Here is a 17,807-nt window from a genome sequence, read left to right as displayed (position 1 = left end):
GATTCAGACCTTATAAATGTGTGGTTGCGCCAGCGGCAGCGAAATTCTGGTAACTGTTCATCGTTTTGGCGATCTGCGAAATCTTGCTGGCGTAGTCCGGGTCGGTTGCATATCCGGCTTTTTGCAACTCGCGTACAAACTGTTCCGGGTTGTCGGCTGATTTCACAACTTCTTTATAGCGATCATTGCTTTGCAGCAATGTCACGAGGTCGTGGAAGCTGTCCTGGTAGGAGTTGTAGGAGCGAAATTGCGCCGTTTCCTTGACCATCGACCCATCACGAAACTCGCTGGTGATTGCACGCGCCTGGCCGCCCTGCCAGCTCTGCCCGGCCTTGATGCCGAACAGGTTGTGGCTGCTGCTGCCGTCCTCGGCGCGCATCACCGATTTACCCCAGCCGGTTTCCAGCGCGGCCTGGGCCACCAGGTACTTGGGATCCACGCCGATGCGCGCGGCGGCCGCCTTGGCCATCGGCAGCATGGTGGCGACAAATTCATCCTGCGAGCTGAAGGCTTTTTTCGCCGGCGCCAGCGGTGGCTGGGCAATCGCTCGGCCATAAACCTGCATGCGCCCGCTCGGCACGGCAAAGTTGCGCGCGGTGCTGTTGACCACGTTATCGGTGGCGGCGCTGTTACGCAGTGGCGCACTCGCGGCCTGCGTGGCGGGCTGAGTGCTCGGCACGATGCCGGCCAGCAGGCGGTCGGTCAGCTTGCTCGGCAACGCCATGCGGCGCTGGTTCATCAGTTCCATGTCGTTGGTGTGCGCACTGGCGCCTTGCGGCTCTGCAACGCGGTAAGCCCACAACGGCCGCTGGCCATTGGAGCGCCCCAACGGGCCATTAGCCAGGGTGCCGGCGCCGATTTCAGTCGGCACATCAACCTTCTTGGCCTTGACCGGCTCGGCCGCCGCCGGGCCTTGCAAGGTCGAGGACTGCGCCTCGACCGGCTTGTTCTTCTGCATCTGGCGCATCAGCACGTCAGCCAAACCGATACCACCGCCTTCGCGAGACATCGAGACCGCCAACTGCTGGTCGTACATTTCCTGGTACTGCTTGGCAGCCGGGGTGTTCAGCGGGTTGTCCTTGCCCAGCGCCTCGGTGGCCGAACGCATGGACTTGAGCATCTCGCTCAGGAACAGCGACTCGAACTCCTGCGCCACTTTGCGCATGTTGCCTTCGCTGTTCTTGTCGGCGCCGACCTTGAGCTGGTTCAGCCGGTTGAGGTCGGAGTAAGACCCCGAATCCGCCGTGCTGGTGAACCCGCTTTTGTGCATATCCATGGCCATGGCCTTAGATCACGATCAGGTCGGCTTGCAAGGCGCCGGCCTGTTTCAAAGCTTCGAGAATCGCCATCAAGTCGCCGGGCGCTGCGCCCACCTGGTTCACCGCGCGGACAATCTCATCCAGGGTGGTACCGGGGCCGAATTTGAACATCGGCTTGGCTTCTTGCTGGGCATTGACCCGCGAGCGCGGTACCACTGCCGTCTGGCCATTGGACAGCGGCCCAGGCTGGCTGACGATCGGGTCTTCGGTGATGGTCACGGTCAGGCTGCCGTGGGTGACCGCTGCTGGCGACACCTTGACGTTCTGGCCGATCACGATGGTGCCGGTGCGCGAGTTGATGATGACTTTGGCAACTGCCTGGCCCGGGTCGACTTCAAGGTTTTCCAGGATCGACAGGTAGTCGACACGCTGGCTTGGGTCGAGCGGCGCCGTCACACGGATCGAGCCGCCGTCGATGGCTTGTGCTACGCCAGGGCCGAGCATGTCGTTGATCTTGTCGACCACACGCTTGGCGGTGGTGAAGTCCGAGCGGTTGAGGTTCAGGGTCAGGCTGTTGCCCTGGTTGAAACCGCTGGGCACGGTGCGCTCAACCGTGGCGCCACCGGGAATGCGACCGGCCGATGGCACGTTCACGGTGATTTTCGAGCCGTCACGGCCCTCGGCGTCAAAACCGCCGACCACCAGGTTGCCCTGGGCAATGGCGTAGACGTTGCCGTCGATACCTTTGAGCGGCGTCATCAGCAAGGTGCCGCCGCGCAGGCTTTTCGAGTTACCGATGGAGGACACGGTGATATCCACCACCTGGCCCGGCTTGGAGAACGCCGGCAAGTCGGCACTGATCGACACGGCCGCGACGTTCTTGAGCTGCACGTTGCCCGACCCAGGCGGCACCTTGATGCCGAACTGCGAGAGCATGTTGTTGAAGGTCTGCAGGGTGAACGGCGTCTGGGTGGTCTGGTCACCCGTACCGTTAAGCCCCACCACCAGCCCGTAGCCGATCAATTGGTTGGAGCGCACGCCGGAAATACTGGCGATGTCTTTCAACCGCTCGGCGTGTGCTCCTGCGCTCAAGGCCAGCAATAACGCGGCAGCCATCAGCTGTTTGAGGTTCAAAATGGCCACCTAGAAAGGGAACAGCGGGCTAAGGAAGAAACGGTCGAACCAGCCCGGCTGACTCGCATCAGCAAACGAACCCGTACCCGAGTAGGTAATGCGTGCATCGGCAATGCGCGTGGACGGCACGGTGTTGTCGGTGGAAATATCATCGGCACGCACCATGCCCGCGATACGCACCAGCTCGTCGCCGGTGTTGAGGGTCATCCACTTTTCACCGCGTACGGCGATGATGCCGTTGGGCAATACATCCGCCACCGTTACGGTGATCGAACCGGTCAGGCTGTTGCCCTGCCCCGCCGCGCTCTTGCCATTGGTGGCACGGTCGCCGCTGTAACCGGCGTTGAGGCTCAGGTCGCCATCGCCCAAAGGGTTATTGGTGGTCAGGCCGCCACCAAACAGCGAGGTCAGGCCGATGCCGGTCTTGCTGGTCTTGCCGATCTGCGAGTTGGCATTCTTGCTGGCCTGGGTCTTCTCGTTCAACGTGATAGTGATGATGTCACCCACACGGAAGGCCTTGCGGTCGCTGTACAGGTTCTGTTCGAAACCGGCCTGGTAAATCGAGCCATTGTTGGCCGCCGCCGGCAACGGCGTGCGCGGCAACACCGGCGCGTAGTACGGATCATTGGGTTTTGGCGTCGGGGCGACACAGCCCGCGAGCACGGCGATCCCACTCAATGCCAGAACAGAAACATAGCGATTCATGACCCTTACCTCACGGTGTTGCAGGCGCCGCAAAAGGCGCCCCATAGACTTGATTACAGATTCTGCGTTACGAACGAAAGCATCTGGTCGGCGGTGGAAATCACCTTGGAGTTCATCTCGTAGGCGCGTTGGGTGGTGATCATGTTGACCATCTCCTCAACCGTGCTGACGTTGGAGGTTTCCAGGGTTTGCTGCAGGGTGGTACCGAAGCCGTTGAGACCTGGGGTGCCGATTTGCGGCGCGCCGCTGGAGGCTGTTTCCAGGAACAGGTTGTTACCCATGGCCTGCAGGCCGGCCGGGTTGATGAAGTCGGCGGTTTGCAGGTTGCCGATCACTTGCGACGCCGGGTTGCCGGCCACGGTGATAGACACGGTGCCGTCGGTGCCGACGGTAAAGGTCTTGGCATCGGCTGGAACCACCACAGCCGGCTCCAGCGCGAAGCCGTTGGCGGTGACGATCTGGCCATTGGAGTCGAGGTGAAAAGTACCGTCACGGGTGTAGGAAGTAGTGCCATCCGGCTGCAGGATCTGGAAGAAACCCCGGCCGTTGATGGCCATGTCCAGCGGCTGGTTGGTTTGCTGCAGGTTACCGGCGCTGAAGTTCTTCTGGGTGCCGACGATCTGCACACCGGTACCCAGTTGCAGGCCCGACGGCAGTTCGCTGTCCTGGGTCGACTGGGCGCCTGGCTGGCGCTTGATCTGATAAAGCAAGTCCTGGAACTCGGCGCGATCACGTTTGAAACCCGTGGTCGACACGTTCGCCAAGTTGTTGGAGATGGTGGTCAGGTTGGTGTCCTGCGCGGCCAAACCTGTTTTGGCAACCCATAGAGCCGGAAGCATAGTGTTCTCCTTCGTGCGCCTGTTTGTTGGCGCTGTGCTGCAAAATTAGTCTTCAGTAAACCGGCAATCAGCTCATCGACAGAACGCGGGTCATGGCCTGGTCGTCTTCTTTAGCGCTGTTCATCATCTTGATGTGCAGCTCGAACTGCTTGGAGAGCGACAGCACGGCGGTCATTTCTTCCACCGCATTGACGTTGCTCGCCTGCAGGAAACCCGAGGTCAGCCGCACGTTCGCGTCGGCCTGGGCCGGTTTGCCATCCTTGGTATGGATGGCGCCATCCAGGCCCTTGGTCATGTTCTTGAGGTCGGGCTGGACCAGCTTGATGCGGTCCACTTCAGCCATCACGCGCGGGCCTTCGCCCATGGCGCGGATGCTGATGGTGCCGTCGGCGCCCACTTCGATTTTCTGCTCGGGCGGCACGGCAATCGGGCCACCGTTGCCCATCACCGGCATGCCGTTGCCGGCACGCAACACGCCCAACGCATCCACATTCATGCTGGCGCTGCGCACGTAGGCTTCGCCGCCATCCGGGGTTTGCACGGCCATCCAGCCGTCACCGCTGACCGCCACATCGAGGTCGCGACCGGTTTCAATCATGGCGCCCTGGGAGAAGTCGGTGCCCGGCCGTTCGGTCATGGCAAATGCCCGCGCCGGAAAGCTGTCACCGAACACCGGCATCGAGCGCGCCTGCTCCAGGTCCCGTTGAAAACCGTTGGTGGAAATGTTCGCCAGATTGTTGGCATGGGCCTTTTGCGCCAGTGCATTCTGGCTGGCGCCGGTCATTGCCACATAAAGGTACTTGTCCACGCTCTATCCTCTTTCTGACGGACGCTTGCCGCCCACCGTTGCTCTGATGAGGCTTAAGCAATTTGCGAACCAACTTTTGAAAATAGATTGAAGTCCATGTACGGCGGGGGTTTGCGGGCAGGCTTAGAGATTAGGTGGCAGGGATAGAGTCGAAAAAACGGCGGACTACTGCCGCCTGCGGCAAGCACCGGTCTTAAGGACGACAAAGATCAACTGTGGGAGCTGGCTTGCCTGCGATAGCGGTGTATCAGCGACACATGAGCCAACTGACCCACCGTCATCGCAGGCAAGCCAGCTCCCACAGGTTTAACCGCGTTCATTCTTCAGAATTTCGTAATCACGCAACTTATTCGCGATCGTGGTGTGCGACACGCCTAGGCGCTTACCCAACTGCCGACTGCTCGGGTGCTCGGCGTACAAAGCCTCCAGCACCGCCTTTTCAAACCGCCCAACGATGTTCTCCAACCCGCCTTCCAGGGAAAAATCCCCAAGGGGCTGGCGCACCCCATAATCCGGCAGGCGAATATGCTCAGCCTTGACCATGCCGCCGTCGCACAACGACACCGCCTGAAACAACACGTTTTCCAACTGCCGCACATTGCCCGGCCAATGGTAGTGACTGAGCCGGTCCATCGCCGCCGGCGCCAGCTTGGGCAGCGGGCAACCAATCTGTCGGCTGGCCTGGTCAAGAAAGTGCTCAACCAGCGGCGCCAGGCCATCCAGGCATTCACGCAGCGGCGGGATATGCAGCGACAGCACGTTGAGCCGGTGATACAGGTCCTGACGGAATTCGCCACGGGCGCAGAGTTCCGACAGGTCCACCTGGGTGGCACAGATCACCCGCACATCGAGGTACACCTCTTCATCACTGCCCACCCGGCGAAAGCAGCCGTCCTGCAAAAAGCGCAGCAATTTCACCTGCAAGCGTGCGCTCATTTCCCCCACGCCATCGAGAAACAACGTACCGCCCGCCGTCAGCTCCAGCAGGCCCAACTTGCCCTCGGCCCGCGCCCCTTCAAATGCGCCGGGGCCGTAGCCGAACAGCTCGGTCTCGGCCATCGACTCCGGCAGGCCCGCGCAATTGAGCGCCATCAAGGGCGATTGCCCGCGCGGACTGGCCAAGTGGCAAGCGCGTGCCAGCAACTCTTTGCCGGTGCCGGTTTCGCCTTCTATTAATAGCGGCGCATCCAGCGGCGCCATGCGCCGGGCTTCGCGCACCACCGCGGCCATGACCCTGGAGCTTTGGAAAATACTGTCGAAGCCGCGCAGCTCTTGCTTGCGCACATTGTAGATACGCTCGCCCACACGGTCGGCACGGTGCAGGGTCAGCACGGCACCGGCCATGGCCTCGCTGTCGTCGTGTTCGGAAGACTGCAGCGGCGCGATGTCCGCCAAAAACACGTCACCCTTGACCTTGACCCGCAAGCCGTTGATGCGCGATTTGCTCGCACGCACCAACTCCGGCAGGTCGAAATCCTCGGCATAACGCGACAGCGGAATGCCCGGCACCTCGTCCACCCGCACCCCGAGCAACTGCGCCGCCGCGCGGTTGGCGGCGACGATGGAGCCGCCCATATCAATCGACAACACCGGAAACTCCAGAGCGCCGAGCAGCGCATTGAGCTCCATATGCCGACGTTCGCTGGGCATCAGCCCTACCCTTTTAACGCCAAATACCCCGGCAATTGCTTCGAATTGCGGGCGCAGCGCCTGGAACTGCATGTTCACAAGGTTGGGGCAAAACAGGTAAATGGCGTTGCCATGTTCACCGCCTACCTCGCCTTTAGCGACGTTGACGCCGTATTCCACCAGCAGGTTGAGAATGTCCCGCAGGATGCCGATACGGTTCTGGCAGTGCACTTTAATACGCATGAAAAAGCCCAAATGGTGGGAAAGCGCCGGGTCTTTTTGCCGCTGGGCGCAGATAGTCGTCAAGATTATGTGACAGCTTGTGACCTTTTCCCAGCCCAAGACAACGAGAGGCCGGCATACCGTAACGAAAACTTTACGAATAACGGTAACTTTTCCTACGCACAAGCACCGGAGCCCGATGGAATCCGTCGCCTTCCGCGTTATCAATAGGCTCATCGCAGGACATAACAAGAACGAATGCCTAGCAGGAGAGCCGTATGAAGCAGACGCACTACGTGGCCCGCGAGCCCGATGCGCAAGGTTTTATCCACTACCCGCCGGAAGAACACGCGGTGTGGAACACCCTGATCACGCGCCAATTGAAAGTGATCGAGGGGCGCGCCTGCCAGGAATACCTGGACGGCATCGACAAGCTCGGCCTGCCCCTGGACCGCATCCCGCAACTGGGTGAGATCAACAAGGTGTTGGCCGAAACCACCGGCTGGCAAGTTGCCCGCGTCCCCGCACTGATCCCCTTCCAGACCTTCTTTGAATTGCTCGCCAGCAAGCAATTTCCGGTGGCGACCTTTATTCGCACCCGCGAAGAACTGGACTACCTGCAAGAGCCGGATATTTTCCACGAGATCTTTGGCCACTGCCCGCTGCTGACCAACCCATGGTTTGCCGAGTTCACCCACACTTACGGCAAGCTCGGCCTCGCGGCCACCAAAGAGCAACGCGTGTACCTGGCGCGCCTGTACTGGATGACCATCGAATTCGGTTTGGTGGACACGCCGCAAGGTCGACGCATCTACGGTGGCGGCATCTTGTCGTCGCCTAAAGAAAGCGTGTATTGCCTGTCGGATGAACCCGAACACCAGGCCTTCGACCCGCTGGAAGCAATGCGTACGCCGTATCGCATCGACATCCTGCAACCGCTGTACTTCGTACTGCCCGAGCTTAAGCGCCTGTTTGAAGTGGCGCAGGAAGACATCATGGGCATGGTCGAGCGCGGTATGCAGTTGGGTCTGCATGCGCCGCTCTTCACCCCAAAGGCAGTGCCGCCCAAACCCGAAGCTGCTTGAACCTTACATTTTGAGGCCAGGTGAATCTGTTCCCTGGCCGCGCGTTGCTTTAGGGTAACGCCCACTGATCTCAATCTTTCGAATTCAGGACACCCCCATGACCACCTTGAACCAAGCCCACTGCGAAGCCTGCCGCGCCGATGCCCCACAAGTCAGCGACGAAGAGCTGCCGGTACTGATCAAGCAGATTCCCGACTGGAACATCGAAGTACGCGACGGCGTGATGCAGCTGGAAAAGGTTTTCCTGTTCAAGAACTTCAAATTCGCCCTGGCCTTCACCAACGCCATGGGTGAAATCTCCGAAGCCGAAGGCCATCACCCGGGCCTGCTCACCGAGTGGGGCAAAGTCACCGTGACCTGGTGGAGCCACTCGATCAAAGGCCTGCACCGCAACGACTTCATCATGGCCGCGCGCACCGACGAAGTGGCCAAGGACGCCGAGGGCCGCAAGTAATGCATTTTGATGCCATTGGCCGCGTGCCCGGGGACCCGATCCTCGGGCTGATGGACCTGTATGCTCAGGACGCCAACCCGAACAAGTTCGACCTGGGCGTGGGTGTGTATAAGGACGACCAGGGCCTGACGCCGATTCCGCACTCGGTAAAACTGGCCGAACAGCGTCTGGTGGACACGCAAACCACCAAGACCTATATCGGCGGCCATGGCAATGCGGCCTTCGGTTCGCTGATCAGTGAGCTGGTGCTGGGCGCCGATTCAGCGCTGATTCGCGAACGTCGCGCCGGTGCTACACAAACCCCTGGCGGCACCGGCGCGCTACGCCTGGGTGCCGACTTTATCGCGCAAAACCTGCCCGGCCGCGGCGTGTGGCTGAGCAACCCGACCTGGCCGATCCACGAAACCATCTTCGCCAAGGCCGGGCTCAAGGTCAGCCATTACCCGTATGTGGGCGCGGATAACCGCCTGGACGTGGCCGCGATGCTCGCAACACTGGCCACCGTGCCCAAAGGCGACGTGGTGTTGTTGCATGCCTGCTGTCATAACCCGACCGGTTTTGACTTGTCCCAGGACGACTGGCGCCAGGTGTTGCACATCGTGCGCGAACGGCAATTGCTGCCATTGATCGACTTCGCCTACCAGGGCTTTGGCGACGGCCTGGAGCAGGACGCCTGGGCGGTACGGTTGTTTGCCGCCGAGCTGCCGGAAGTGCTGGTCACCAGTTCCTGCTCGAAGAACTTCGGCCTGTACAGCGACCGTGTCGGCGCGCTGATCGTGTGCGCGGCAGACGCCGAGAAGCTCACGGACGTGCGCAGCCAACTGGCGAATATCGCGCGCAACCTGTGGTCGACGCCGCCGGATCATGGCGCCGCAGTGGTAGCGACCATCCTGGGCGACGCCGAGCTGAAAAAGCGCTGGAGCGATGAAGTCGAGGCCATGCGTTCACGCATTGCCCAACTGCGCTCCGGGCTGGTGGAGGCGCTGGCGCCCCACGGGCTGGCCGAGAAGTTTGCGCATATTGGTGCGCAGCGCGGGATGTTTTCCTATACCGGTTTGAGTGCTGAGCAGGTCAAGCAACTGCGCGAGAAGCACAGCGTGTATATGGTCAGTTCGGGGCGGGCGAATGTGGCGGGTATTGACGCGACACGCCTGGCATTACTGGCCGAGGCCATCGCCGACGTCTCGAAATAACTGAAGAAATCCAATCAAATTGTGGGAGCTGGCTTGCCTGCGATTACGGTGTGTCAGTCACTGAATAAGTTGACTGAACAACCGCCATCGCAGGCAAGCCAGCTCCCACATTTTTGACCGTGCGAACCTTCTAGCCCGCAACCATCTCAGCCTTGAGCAGCGCCTCTTTAGCCTGCGCATCCGCCAACCGATACAACTCGATACTGCCATCCCAGTGCTCGATCAACGCGGTGCACGACTCCACCCAATCCCCGCAATTAAGGTAGTCCACCTCGCCCACCTTGCGAATCTCGGCATGGTGAATATGCCCGCACACCACGCCATGCAGCTCGCGCTTGGTCACTTCGTGGGCGATCGCTTCTTCGAAATCGCTGATAAAACTCACCGCCGTCTTGACCTTGTGTTTCAGGTACGCCGACAACGACCAGTAGCCATAGCCATACCGTGCACGCCAGTGATTGAGCCAGCGGTTGAGCGTGAGGGTGAACTCATAGGCCGAATCGCCCAGGAACGCCAGCCAACGGTGGTATCGGGTGATCACATCAAATTGATCACCATGAATCACCAGGAGATGGCGGCCATCGGCAGTGACGTGCACGGCCTCGTCCACCAGCTGGATATTGCCCAGGATCAGCTTGGAGTAGCGGCGCAGGAATTCGTCGTGGTTGCCGGTGACGTAGATCACCTCGGTGCCGCGCTTGGCCATGGTCAGCAGGCGGCGGATCACATTAGTATGAGCCTGAGGCCAGTACATGCCGCCGCGCATTTTCCAGCCGTCGATGATATCGCCGACCAGGTAGACCTTGTCGGCGTGGTAGCCCTTGAGGAACTGTGACAGGTGCTCGGCCTGGCAATCCCGGGTGCCCAAGTGCACGTCGGAGATCCACAGGGTACGAACCCGTTGTTTGCGGCTGGGTTTGGCGAACTCGGCACTGGTCATGGGCATCCCTCGACGGTGTTTTCGCGAGCTTGCGCCCAGGCGGTTAATAGCCCATGACAACTGTGCGTCATTCTGATGACAGCGATCAAAGCCCTTGAAGCGTTGTAGACTGCGGGCCTGCTGCCCAGGAGACCGCGATGAGACCGACCCTCACGCTGCGCCACTACATTGAAGAGCCGCTCGCCCACAGCCATGACCACGCCCAACTGGTGTTCGGGTTGTCGGGGCACCTGGACCTGGAAGTCGATGGCCTTGGCAGCCAGGTGCACGCCAGCAGCGTGATGGTGCTGCCCTTCTCGGCCCACCATGCCTGCGGCAGTCGCGACGGCAGCCGCTGCCTGGTGCTGGATGTGCCCGACGAACACTGGGTGGCGCAGTCCTTGGGCGAGCACGCCGACACCAGTCGCCGCCTGCTCGATCAACCGGCGCGACTGACACTGGACGCCCGGCAAAGCCAGTTGGTGCAATGGCTGGCACACAGCCCGGTGGATGACCCGCTGATCGCCCAGCAAGGCGCGGTGTTGTTGCTGGCCAGTCTCAATCATCCGCTGGCCCAACCGCTACCGGGCAAGCGTTTGCCGTATGCCGCGTTCAATGCGCATATCGAACGCCACGCTGCGCGCCCGTTGCAGGTGGCCGATCTGGCGCGTATTGCCGACCTCTCGGTGGCGCGCTTGCATGCACGTTTTATGGCCGAGTGCGGGCAAACACCGATGGACTACCTGCGTAGCCGTCGCCTGCACATGGCGTTGAAACTTTTGCGCGAGACGCCGCTGCCTGTTGGCGAAATTGCCGAACGCGTCGGTTACGCCTCGCAAAGTGCCTTCTCTGCCGCCATGTTGCGTGAGTTTGGCGCCTCACCGGGCACCTTACGCCGCTCATCGTAATCATCAACGCTGACCGCCCAGGCGGCTGATCCCAACCGCGAATACCGTCACGGTGGCGAGCGGGCTTGCCCCGCGTTGGACTGCGCAGCAGTCCCATTTTTGCGGTCGCTTCGCAACCCAACGCAGGGCAAGCCTGCTCGCCACAGGTTATTCGTTGCCCAAAGGCATGATCGTAGTGAGAGCCTGGCGCTAAGATTCGCGAGGCCGGCGACAGACACCGGCGCCCTCGAACCTCTAGACTGCGATTCTGTCACCCCCGTTGTTTCAAGGATCGCAATGACTCCCCGCTCAGCCCTTGGCGCCCTGCATATCGGCGCACTGATGTTTGGCCTCACTGGTGTTTTCGGCAAGCTGGCAGCCGCCTCGCCGGCCATCATTGTGTTTGGCCGCGCCGCCTTTGCCGTAATCGCCCTGGCGATCTTTGCGCGATTTGCCAGCAACACCACCTGGAAAACCCTGGAGATGCGCGACTGGCGTCGCCTCGTGGTCAGTGGCGTGCTGCTGGCGGCGCATTGGGTGACCTTCTTCATTGCCGTCAAAGTCGCCGGGGTGGCCGTCGCCACCCTTGGCTTCACCGCGTTCCCGGCCTTTACCGTGATGCTTGAAGGGCTGATCTTCCGTGAGCGCATTCGCGCCAACGAAGTGTTGCTGGTGGCGCTGGTCACGGTGGGCCTGGTGTTGGTCACGCCAGACTTCGACCTCGCCAGCCAGGCCACGGGCGGCCTGCTGTGGGGGATTCTCTCGGGCCTGTTGTTCTCGCTGCTGTCGCTGAACAACCGCGCCAGCTCCGGGCGCATTCCGGCGGTGCAGGCTGCGCTGTGCCAGAACGTGGTGGTCGCGGCGTGCCTGCTGCCAGTCGCAGCACCGGGCCTGGCGGATGTACGTGCGATTGACTGGCTGTGGATCGGTCTGCTCGGGGTGTTCTGCACCGGCCTGGCCCATAGCTTGTTTGTCGCCAGCCTCGCGGTGATCAAGGCGCGCACCGCCTCGGTGGTGTTCGCCATGGAGCCGGTCTACGGCATCACCGTGGCCTGGCTGCTGTTTGCCGAAACCCCGACCTTGCGCATGCTGCTGGGCGGCGCGCTGATCATTGTCGCCATCGTGCTCTCAGGCTTGATGGGCAGTGCCAGCCAGGCCAAACAGCCGGCAGCCACCGCGTAGCCTTCAGGCTTGGCGGTCGTTGTGGCCCAGGTCGCGCTGCGGGTCGATCTGGTCGCGCACGCGCTGCTTGAGTACCTTGGCCTCTGGAAAGCCGCCGTCGGCCTTGCGCTCCCAAATCTGCACACCGTCGCAGGTGATGCGAAACGCCCCGCCGGTGGCTGGCTCAAGCGCCACACGGCCCAAGTCATCGGCAAATGTACTCAACAATTCCTGGGCCAGCCACGCCGCGCGCAACAACCATTGGCATTGGGTGCAATAGGTGATGACGATCTCGGGTTTGCTGGCAGACATAATTAGAGAAGTTCCTGACATATCGGGCACGGACGATCGAGTGACTATAATACCGGCCTTTATCGCCCAGCCTCGAGATTCATGATGCGCCGCCTGTTGTCCTGCCTGTTTCTGTGCCTGCTTCCCCTGATCGCCGATGCCGTCGAAAGCCCACGCCCCAAAATCGGCCTGGTGCTGTCCGGCGGTGCCGCCCGTGGCCTTGCGCATATTGGCGTGCTCAAGGCCCTGGAGGAGCAAGGTATCCATATCGATGCTATCGCCGGCACCAGCATGGGCGCGGTGATTGGCGGCCTGTACGCCTCGGGCTACAAGATCGATGAACTGGAAAAGCTCGCGCTCAATATCGACTGGCAGCAGGCATTGTCCGACGCCCCGCCGCGCGAAGATGTGCCGTTTCGGCGCAAACAGGATGACCGCGATTTCCTCGTCAAACAAAAACTCAGCTTTCGCGATGACGGCAGCCTTGGCCTGCCGCTCGGCGTGATCCAGGGCCAGAACCTGGCGCTGCTGCTGGAAAGCATGTTCGCCCACTCCAGCAATACGCGTAACTTCGACAAGCTGCCAATCCCGTTCCGCGCTGTGGCCACCGACATCACCACCGGCGAAAAAGTGGTGTTCAGCAAGGGTCACTTGCCCCAGGTGATCCGTGCGAGCATGTCGATCCCGGCAGTGTTCGCTCCGGTGGAACTGGACGGACGGCTGTTGGTGGACGGCGGCATGACCGACAACATCCCACTGGATGTGGCGCGCGAAATGGGCGTCGACATCGCTATCGTCGTGGACATCGGCACGCCGCTGCGCTCACGCAAGCAACTGGCGACGGTCGTGGACGTGCTCAACCAGTCCATCACCCTGATGACCCGGCGCAACTCAGAAGAACAACTCAAGGCCCTGCATCCCAAGGATGTGCTGATCCAGCCACCGCTGGCCGCCTACGGCGTGACGGACTTCGGCCGCGCCAAGGACATGATCGACGCCGGCTACCGCGCCACCCGCGCCCTCGACGTGCGCCTGGCGCATTTGCGCCCCGCCGAACCGATCGACCCACAATTGGTTGAGGCCCGCACCCCGGGCGAACGCACGCCGGTGATCACCGCCATCAAGGTGGAGAACGACTCGAAAGTCAGTGACGACGTGATTCGCTACTACATCCGCCAAACCCTGGGCGAGCCGCTGAACCTGGGCCGCCTGCAAACCGACATGGGCACGTTGTACGGCCTGGATTACTTCGAGCAGGTGCAATACCGCGTGGTGAAAAAGGGCCAGGACAATACCCTGGTCATCAGCGCGCGCGGCAAACGCAGCGGCACCGACTATTTGCGCCTGGGCCTGAACCTGTCGGATGACATGCGCGGCGCCAGCGCTTACAACCTCGGCGCCAGTTACCGCATGAACGGCATCAACCGCCTTGGCGCCGAATGGCTGACGCGCGTGCAGATTGGTGATCGCCAAGAGCTGTACAGCGAGTTCTACCAGCCACTGGATGTGGGCTCGCGCTATTTCGTCGCGCCTTATATCAGTGCCCAGGCGCAGAACGTCGACCTGGTGCTGGACAGCGACCCTATCGCCGAATATCGCCTGGAGCGCTACGGTTTTGGTTTGAACGTGGGGCGCCAGATTGGCAATAGCGGCGAGATCCGCTTCGGCGTCGGTGAAGCCTGGGGCAAGGCAGATGTGCGTGTTGGCGAGCGCGACTTGCCGAGTGTGAGCTTCAATGAGGGTTTCTATGAGCTCAAGTACTCGTTCGATTCGCTGGATAACGTGTACTTCCCCCATACCGGCGAAGACATCGGCCTGGCCTTCCGAGAGTTCGAGCCCGGCCTGGGTTCGGACCAGCGCTACCGACAGTGGGAGTTCAAGCTGGACAAGGCCATGAGCCACGGCCCGGACACCTTGATACTCGGCGGTCGTTATGGGCGCACGCTGGATAAATCCGACGTGGTGGTTTCCAGCTTTCTGCTCGGCGGTGCGCGGCAATTATCAGGCTTTCGCGAAGACTCAATCTCGGGGCAGAACATCGCCCTGATGCGTGCTGTGTACTACCGCCGCCTGACGCCGCGCTCATACCTGCCGCTGGATTTCCCGCTGTACCTGGGGGCTTCGCTGGAGCGCGGCCGGGCATGGAACAACGACAATCAGTTCGACAGTGGCTATATCAATGCCGCGAGTATTTTCCTCGGTTTTGATACGCCGTTAGGACCGCTGAATTTCAGCTATGGGTTCAATGATGACAAGCAGCAGGCGGTGTACCTGAACCTGGGGCAGACGTTCTAGCTGGATGCCAGGCTACTGTGGCGAGGGAGCTTGCTCCCGCTGGGGTGCGAAGCGCCCCCAATGCGGTGAATGCGATCATTCAGGTGCAACGAGGTTGATGGCTTTGGGGCTGCTACGCAGCCCAGCGGGAGCAAGCTCCCTCGCCACACCTCAGGACTTTTCCAGGTTCGCCAGAATGTGCCCATGCACGCGCATGCACACGCGCAAATCTTCTTCATCCACGCCCACGAACAACTCATGGCGCAAGGCCGTGGCGATGGTTTCGATCTGATCAATCAACGGACGGGCGGTGTCGCACAACAGAATGCGTTTGGCGCGACGATCCTCCAGTACCGCCTGGCGCTGCACCAGGCCCTGGCCTTCAAGGCTGTCGAGCAGGCGCGCCAGGGTCGGACCTTCTACGCCGACGCTTTGCGCCAGTTCACGCTGGGTGGGCGCATCTACAAAACGGGCCAGGTGCAACAGCACCAGCCAACGCGCCTGGGACAAGCCCAGCCCCGCCAAACGGCGGTCGAGTTCGGCGCGCCAGCCTCGGGACATTTGCGCCAACTGCATGCCAAAGCGGTGTTGTTCGGTTAACGGCATAAAAAACTCATGATTTAGACTGAAAATAGAATGTGGCTAATTATTAGTCAGCTAAGCATGAGCCATGCCAGGAGGCAAGTGGTGCTATGTACTGATTCGTTACATTGTCGTAATTGGCACATTAAATTTCGAATTCAGACTGCAAAGCGGCACGTACGCAATACAAAACCCCCTCAGGAACACGCCCGGTAAACAGCGGTGCGATCTCCGTGACAGGTGGCAATTCGCCTTCTCCGTCGAGGAAGGCATCCTGGATTTCACCGAGCAAATCTTCCGGTAAATCAAGGGCCTGCTCCAACGACAACTGTTGCTTGCCGATGGATTCAGCCAGCAAGGTGTAGACGTTTTTTTCCGAGCATTGCAGCTGGCCGGCGATCTGGATCGGGGTCATGCCGGCACGTGCCAGGCTGATCAGTTCATGGCGGATGTCGGCGACTTCCTTGGGCGCCTCGGCCTGGCCGCCGAGCACCTCGAGGAAGGCCTGGCCGTAGCGTTCCAGCTTGCGCGCACCCACGCCGCTGACCTTGGCCATCTCGGCCATGCTGGTCGGTTGCTCGCGCAACATCTCCAGCAACGTGGAGTCGGGAAAGATGACGTAAGGCGGCACGCTGTGTTCCTGCGCCAGTTTGCGCCGCAGGGTGCGCAAGGCTTCCCACTGTTCGCGTTCTTCGCCACGCACCAATTGGCTGGCCGGGCTGGTGCTGCTGCTTTTTGCGGTGGTTTGCGGCTTAAGGTCGCGGCGCAGCTCCAGGCTCACCTCGCCCTTGAGCAATGGCCGGCAACTGTCGTTCAGGCGCAAGCCGCCGTAGCCTTCGATGTCGATGTCCACCAGGTTGCGCGCGACCATCTGCCGGAACAACGAACGCCATTCGCCTTCGGCGCGCGCCTTGCCGACGCCGTACACCGAGAGTTTTTCGTGGCCGAAGCTGCGCACTTTCTCGTTGTCCTTGCCCAGCAATACGTCCACCAGATGCCCCACGCCGTAGCGCTGGCCGGTACGGTAGATGGTCGACAACGCCTGGCGCGCAGGCTCGGTAGCGTCCCAGGTCTGTACGCCATCGGTGCAATTGTCACAGTGCCCGCATGGCTCGGGCATGTCCTCGTCGAAATACGCCAGCAGCGTCTGACGGCGGCAGCGGGTCTCCTCGCACAGCGAGAGCATGGCATCGAGCTTGTGTTGTTCCAGGCGTTTGTGGCGCTCATCGCCTTCGGAGTTCTGCAACATCTGCTTGAGCATCACCACGTCTTGCAGGCCGTAGACCATCCAGGCATCCGCCGGCAGGCCATCACGGCCGGCGCGACCGGTTTCCTGGTAGTAGGCCTCAAGGGACTTTGGCAGGTCCATGTGAGCAACAAAACGCACGTTGGATTTGTCGATGCCCATGCCGAACGCGATGGTGGCCACCATGATCAGGCCTTCCTCGTTGAGGAAGCGCTTCTGATGGGCAGAGCGCGTGTCATTGGGCAGCCCCGCGTGATACGGCAGCGCCGGGTAGCCTTGCTCGCAGAGAAACGCGGCCACTTCATCGACCTTCTTGCGCGACAGGCAATACACGATGCCTGCGTCGCTGCGCCGCTCGGACAGGAACGCCAGCAACTGCTTGCGCGGTTGTTCCTTGGGCACGATGCGGTAAAAAATATTCGGCCGGTCGAAGCTCGACAGAAAGCGCTCGGCGTTCTGCAGATGCAGGCGCTCGACGATTTCTTCGCGGGTGCGTTTGTCGGCGGTAGCAGTCAGGGCGATGCGCGGCACGTCGGGGAACAATTCCGCCAGTTGGCCCAGTTGCAGGTATTCGCGACGGAAATCGTGGCCCCATTGCGACACGCAGTGGGCTTCGTCGATGGCGAACAGCGCAATTTCCAGACTTTGCAGGAAGGCCAGCATGCGTGGCTGCACCAGCCGTTCTGGCGCCAGGTAGAGCATCTTCACTTCACCGCGCTTGATGCGCGCAGCCAGCTCGCGCTGCTGTTCGGCACTCAAGGTGGAGTTCAAGGCGGCGGCGGCAACACCGAGTTCTTCAAGGGTGGCGACCTGATCGTCCATTAACGCGATCAGCGGCGACACCACCACGGCCAAGCCATTGCGCAACAGCGCCGGCACCTGAAAGCACAGCGACTTGCCGCCGCCGGTAGGCATCAGGACCAGGGCATCACCGCCACTGGCCACGCGCTCAATGATCGCACCCTGGCGGCCACGAAAACTGTCGTAGCCGAAGATGTCCTTGAGGACGCGTTGAGCCTGTTCGAGCATGTAAAACTCCAAAATGGTGCCGAAATCCCTCTGTACAGGCTGGCCGAAAAAACACCGCTTCACGGGAAATAATCCGTAAGCGAAGTTTTC

General features: G+C 61.1%; 16 protein-coding genes. 6 read left to right on the top strand and 10 right to left on the bottom strand.

Annotated elements, in window-relative coordinates:
* Window positions 1–10: 10 nt before the first annotated feature.
* The 6 genes from flgJ to AB4P96_RS10590 form a co-directional block, all read right to left on the bottom strand.
* Window positions 11–1,282, bottom strand: a complete 1,272-nt coding sequence (gene flgJ / locus AB4P96_RS10615; RefSeq protein WP_032865398.1) for a flagellar assembly peptidoglycan hydrolase FlgJ — start codon at window positions 1,280–1,282, stop codon at window positions 11–13.
* Window positions 1,283–1,286: 4 nt separating this feature from the next.
* Window positions 1,287–2,375 carry a flagellar basal body P-ring protein FlgI gene (locus tag AB4P96_RS10610; protein ID WP_225933067.1) on the bottom strand — a complete coding sequence of 363 codons (1,089 nt, stop codon included), beginning with the start codon at window positions 2,373–2,375 and terminating at the stop codon, window positions 1,287–1,289.
* A gap of 27 nt (window positions 2,376–2,402) precedes the next feature.
* Complete coding sequence (flgH, locus tag AB4P96_RS10605) at window positions 2,403–3,098, bottom strand: flagellar basal body L-ring protein FlgH (protein ID WP_017134923.1); 696 nt, start codon at window positions 3,096–3,098, stop codon at window positions 2,403–2,405.
* Window positions 3,099–3,151: 53 nt separating this feature from the next.
* The gene (gene flgG / locus AB4P96_RS10600) at window positions 3,152–3,937 is read right to left on the bottom strand and encodes a flagellar basal-body rod protein FlgG (protein ID WP_056859743.1); all 786 of its coding nucleotides are present in this window, start codon (window positions 3,935–3,937) and stop codon (window positions 3,152–3,154) included.
* A gap of 67 nt (window positions 3,938–4,004) precedes the next feature.
* Window positions 4,005–4,745, bottom strand: a complete 741-nt coding sequence (locus tag AB4P96_RS10595; RefSeq protein ID WP_017134921.1) for a flagellar basal body rod protein FlgF — start codon at window positions 4,743–4,745, stop codon at window positions 4,005–4,007.
* A gap of 306 nt (window positions 4,746–5,051) precedes the next feature.
* Complete coding sequence (locus tag AB4P96_RS10590) at window positions 5,052–6,617, bottom strand: sigma-54-dependent phenylalanine hydroxylase transcriptional regulator PhhR (protein WP_017134920.1); 1,566 nt, start codon at window positions 6,615–6,617, stop codon at window positions 5,052–5,054.
* A 257-nt stretch (window positions 6,618–6,874) separates the two neighbouring features.
* On the opposite strand from AB4P96_RS10590, the gene phhA reads away from it, so the two are divergent.
* The 3 genes from phhA to AB4P96_RS10575 all read left to right on the top strand — a co-directional run bounded on the left by phhA (window position 6,875) and on the right by AB4P96_RS10575 (window position 9,328).
* A complete protein-coding gene (gene phhA / locus AB4P96_RS10585; protein WP_017134919.1) occupies window positions 6,875–7,681 on the top strand; it encodes a phenylalanine 4-monooxygenase in 807 nt (268 codons plus the stop codon).
* Window positions 7,682–7,778: 97 nt separating this feature from the next.
* Window positions 7,779–8,135, top strand: coding sequence for a 4a-hydroxytetrahydrobiopterin dehydratase (locus AB4P96_RS10580; protein WP_017134918.1), 357 nt, complete (start codon window positions 7,779–7,781; stop codon window positions 8,133–8,135).
* Entirely contained in the window at window positions 8,135–9,328 is a 1,194-nt protein-coding gene (locus tag AB4P96_RS10575; protein ID WP_395600749.1) for an amino acid aminotransferase, read from the top strand. The genes AB4P96_RS10580 and AB4P96_RS10575 overlap by 1 nt, the downstream gene beginning before the upstream one ends.
* Window positions 9,329–9,458: 130 nt before the next feature.
* Here AB4P96_RS10575 and AB4P96_RS10570 read toward each other — a convergent pair whose 3' ends face one another.
* Complete coding sequence (locus AB4P96_RS10570; protein WP_017134916.1) at window positions 9,459–10,268, bottom strand: UDP-2,3-diacylglucosamine diphosphatase; 810 nt, start codon at window positions 10,266–10,268, stop codon at window positions 9,459–9,461.
* Window positions 10,269–10,405: 137 nt separating this feature from the next.
* Between AB4P96_RS10570 and AB4P96_RS10565 the strand changes: the two genes are divergently transcribed.
* On the top strand, window positions 10,406–11,155 hold the full coding sequence (locus AB4P96_RS10565) for an AraC family transcriptional regulator (RefSeq protein ID WP_395600748.1): 750 nt from the start codon (window positions 10,406–10,408) through the stop codon (window positions 11,153–11,155).
* Between the two features lie 276 nt (window positions 11,156–11,431).
* Entirely contained in the window at window positions 11,432–12,316 is an 885-nt protein-coding gene (locus AB4P96_RS10560; protein WP_099548867.1) for a DMT family transporter, read from the top strand.
* 3 nt (window positions 12,317–12,319) lie between these two features.
* Here the strand turns inward: AB4P96_RS10560 and AB4P96_RS10555 are convergent, their stop codons facing one another.
* A complete protein-coding gene (locus AB4P96_RS10555) occupies window positions 12,320–12,607 on the bottom strand; it encodes a SelT/SelW/SelH family protein (RefSeq protein ID WP_099548866.1) in 288 nt (95 codons plus the stop codon).
* 84 nt (window positions 12,608–12,691) lie between these two features.
* Between AB4P96_RS10555 and AB4P96_RS10550 the strand changes: the two genes are divergently transcribed.
* On the top strand, window positions 12,692–14,881 hold the full coding sequence (locus tag AB4P96_RS10550) for a patatin-like phospholipase family protein (RefSeq protein ID WP_395600974.1): 2,190 nt from the start codon (window positions 12,692–12,694) through the stop codon (window positions 14,879–14,881).
* Window positions 14,882–15,031: 150 nt separating this feature from the next.
* Here the strand turns inward: AB4P96_RS10550 and AB4P96_RS10545 are convergent, their stop codons facing one another.
* Window positions 15,032–15,466, bottom strand: coding sequence for a MarR family transcriptional regulator (locus AB4P96_RS10545; protein ID WP_017134911.1), 435 nt, complete (start codon window positions 15,464–15,466; stop codon window positions 15,032–15,034).
* Between the two features lie 121 nt (window positions 15,467–15,587).
* Complete coding sequence (gene recQ, locus AB4P96_RS10540) at window positions 15,588–17,717, bottom strand: DNA helicase RecQ (RefSeq protein WP_058422156.1); 2,130 nt, start codon at window positions 17,715–17,717, stop codon at window positions 15,588–15,590.
* Between the last annotated feature and the right edge of the window lie 90 nt (window positions 17,718–17,807).

This window comes from Pseudomonas sp. B19125 (assembly GCF_044218855.1).
Classification (GTDB): domain Bacteria; phylum Pseudomonadota; class Gammaproteobacteria; order Pseudomonadales; family Pseudomonadaceae; genus Aquipseudomonas; species Aquipseudomonas edaphica.
The sequence above is the reverse complement of the archived record's forward strand: the minus strand, read 5'-3'. Positions and strand labels throughout refer to the sequence as shown.

Coding starts and splice junctions, on each gene's coding strand:
- flgH (WP_017134923.1), bottom strand. CDS start 3,098: ATGAATCGCTATGTTTCTGTTCTGGCATTGAGTGGGATCGCCGTGCTC.
- AB4P96_RS10575 (WP_395600749.1), top strand. CDS start 8,135: ATGCATTTTGATGCCATTGGCCGCGTGCCCGGGGACCCGATCCTCGGG.
- AB4P96_RS10610 (WP_225933067.1), bottom strand. CDS start 2,375: ATGGCTGCCGCGTTATTGCTGGCCTTGAGCGCAGGAGCACACGCCGAG.
- AB4P96_RS10550 (WP_395600974.1), top strand. CDS start 12,692: ATGCGCCGCCTGTTGTCCTGCCTGTTTCTGTGCCTGCTTCCCCTGATC.
- AB4P96_RS10565 (WP_395600748.1), top strand. CDS start 10,406: ATGAGACCGACCCTCACGCTGCGCCACTACATTGAAGAGCCGCTCGCC.
- AB4P96_RS10590 (WP_017134920.1), bottom strand. CDS start 6,617: ATGCGTATTAAAGTGCACTGCCAGAACCGTATCGGCATCCTGCGGGAC.
- AB4P96_RS10580 (WP_017134918.1), top strand. CDS start 7,779: ATGACCACCTTGAACCAAGCCCACTGCGAAGCCTGCCGCGCCGATGCC.
- phhA (WP_017134919.1), top strand. CDS start 6,875: ATGAAGCAGACGCACTACGTGGCCCGCGAGCCCGATGCGCAAGGTTTT.
- flgG (WP_056859743.1), bottom strand. CDS start 3,937: ATGCTTCCGGCTCTATGGGTTGCCAAAACAGGTTTGGCCGCGCAGGAC.
- AB4P96_RS10545 (WP_017134911.1), bottom strand. CDS start 15,466: ATGCCGTTAACCGAACAACACCGCTTTGGCATGCAGTTGGCGCAAATG.
- recQ (WP_058422156.1), bottom strand. CDS start 17,717: ATGCTCGAACAGGCTCAACGCGTCCTCAAGGACATCTTCGGCTACGAC.
- AB4P96_RS10570 (WP_017134916.1), bottom strand. CDS start 10,268: ATGACCAGTGCCGAGTTCGCCAAACCCAGCCGCAAACAACGGGTTCGT.
- AB4P96_RS10560 (WP_099548867.1), top strand. CDS start 11,432: ATGACTCCCCGCTCAGCCCTTGGCGCCCTGCATATCGGCGCACTGATG.
- flgJ (WP_032865398.1), bottom strand. CDS start 1,282: ATGGCCATGGATATGCACAAAAGCGGGTTCACCAGCACGGCGGATTCG.
- AB4P96_RS10555 (WP_099548866.1), bottom strand. CDS start 12,607: ATGTCTGCCAGCAAACCCGAGATCGTCATCACCTATTGCACCCAATGC.